The organism is Desulfurella sp. (genome assembly GCF_023256235.1).
Lineage (GTDB): Bacteria > Campylobacterota_A > Desulfurellia > Desulfurellales > Desulfurellaceae > Desulfurella.
Map to the genome: position 1 here is coordinate 7597 of NZ_JAGDWY010000071.1, position 2413 is coordinate 10009.

At 30.3% G+C, this 2413-nt stretch carries 2 protein-coding genes; both read right to left on the reverse strand.

Translation table 11 applies throughout. The features are described 5' to 3' along the window. Positions 1–1462 (reverse strand): CTP synthase (locus Q0C22_RS07825; protein ID WP_291493475.1); only part of this gene is annotated, 1462 nt, incomplete at its 3' end. A gap of 70 nt (positions 1463–1532) precedes the next feature. After that, positions 1533–2413: HAMP domain-containing sensor histidine kinase (locus Q0C22_RS07830; protein WP_291493477.1), on the reverse strand; the 881-nt coding region annotated here is incomplete at its 5' end.

Sequence of the window (2413 nt, forward strand, 5' to 3'; positions counted from 1 at the left end):
TTCCACTAAAGATAAATCCAGCTTCTTCAAATAATTTAAGATACTCCGTGTTAAACTCATACCTATGCCTGTGTCTTTCGTATATAAGTGTCTGATTGTATATTCTGTGAGCAAGTGTATTTTCTTCTATAACACAAGGGTAGCTTCCAAGTCTCATTGTTCCACCCAGCCTTTTTGTGCTACCTTCTACATATTCTCCATTTTTAACCCATTTATTCGCTATATGAATTACTTGGTTTGGGCTTTGTTCGTCAAATTCTTGAGAATTTGCATCTAATTTTAAAACATTTCTTGCAAATTCGATTACAGCAGCTTGCATCCCAAGGCAAATCCCAAGATAAGCTATAGAATTTTCCCGTGCATATTTAATTGCCAGCATTTTGCCATCAATGCCTCTTGCACCAAAACCGCCTGCTACTAAAATTCCGTCAACTCCGCTAAGTAAACTAACACCATCTTTTTCTAATTCTTCAGAATCAATCCAGCGCAAATTTACCTTGATATTTAAATTTCCACTACAATGGACAAATGACTCAATCAAGCTTTTATAAGCTTCTTTTAATGAAACATATTTTCCAACAAAAGCTATTTCTACCGCATCTTTTGGATACTTAATAGAATGAACCATTTTTTTCCATTCATTTATATCAACACCATAATCAGGTAAATCAAGCTTAGATAAAACTGCGGAATCAAGGCCTTCCTGGTTTAGTGCAACGGGCACTTCATAAACTGTATCTACATCACATGCATTAATTACATCCTTTTTGTCAACATTACAAAATAAGGCTATTTTTTGCTTTAAAGAATCATCTAAGGCAATCTCGCTTCTTGCGATAATTATATCTGGTTGTATGCCCAAAGACTGTAATTCTTTTACGCTGTGTTGCGTTGGTTTTGTTTTAAGCTCATCTGTTACTTTAATGTATGGAACAAGCGTAACATGAATAAATACGGCATTTTTACTTCCAAGCTCTAATTTTAGTTGTCTAATAGCCTCTAAGTATGGCAAACCTTCAATATCACCTATTGTTCCACCAATTTCTACAAGCAAAATATCTTTATTCAAAGCAGCTTTTTTAATGCGTTGTTTTATCTCATCTGTAATATGTGGTATTACTTGAACTGTAGCACCCAGATAATCACCCCTTCGTTCTTTTTCAATTACACTATAATACACCTGCCCTGTCGTAAAATTATTGTCTTTAGTTAACCTTAAACCTGTAAAGCGCTCATAATGACCAAGGTCTAAATCTGTTTCGGAGCCATCATCTAAAACATATACTTCACCATGCTGATATGGATTCATCGTACCAGGATCAATATTTATATACGGATCTATTTTAAGCATAGAAATATTAAATCCTCTTTTTTTTAATAAAAATCCTAAAGAAGAACTCGATATACCTTTACCTAATGATGAAACAACGCCACCTGTTATAAAAATATACTTAGTATCCATAGATTACCCCTGTTTTAAAACAAAATTAATCATATACACATTATACCACAAGATTGTTTTTTTACAAAAATTATTCATTTTTTTTAGGAAATTTTAGTCTGAATAAACTTCCAACACCAACTGTGCTTTCTAGTTCAATTGAACCATTATAGAGTAATACAAGATGTTTTACAATAGCAAGACCAAGACCGCTACCTTTACTTTTTATTTTATAAAATCGCTCAAATATCTTGTCTTGTTGGCTTTTTTCTATACCTATACCACTATCTTTAACTTCAAAAACATAATAATTATCATCTTCATAACATTTTAGTTTTATATAACCTTCTTTTGTATAAAAAAATGCATTATCAAGTAAATTATTCAATATCGTTTTTAGGTGATACTCGTTAAAATGTATTGTTTTAATTGAACATTCTTTTATAAATTCAATATTTTTACTATTCAATAAATGATTAATGTTCAGTTCCAAAAGTAAAGTTTCTACATCTATATCTGTTAAAACATCGCTGGATTGCTTAAAATGTTCTATTTCAGCTAACTGTAGAATATTGTTTATTAAATCATTTAGATTAAGTGCATTTTTATATATATATTTTAGAAATTTATTTTGATCTTTTTTATCTATATCTTTATTTAATAACAATGTTTCTGCATAACCAACAATACTTGTAATGGGGGTTTTGAGCTCGTGTGACGCATTAGAAAAAAAATTCATTTTCATCGCTTGATAAGATTCTTCCTTTGTTATATCTTCAATTATTATTATATAGCCATTTTCTATCGAGATTTTATGAAATTTTAGGATTTTATGTTCAAACTCGATTTTTTGGAAATTTTCTTTTGTAAACTTATCAAAAAGTGTCAATACTTTATAATTTTTCCAACCATCAATTATAGATTGCCCCTGCTCTATATTGCAACCGAAAATAAAAGAAATGTAGCTATTTG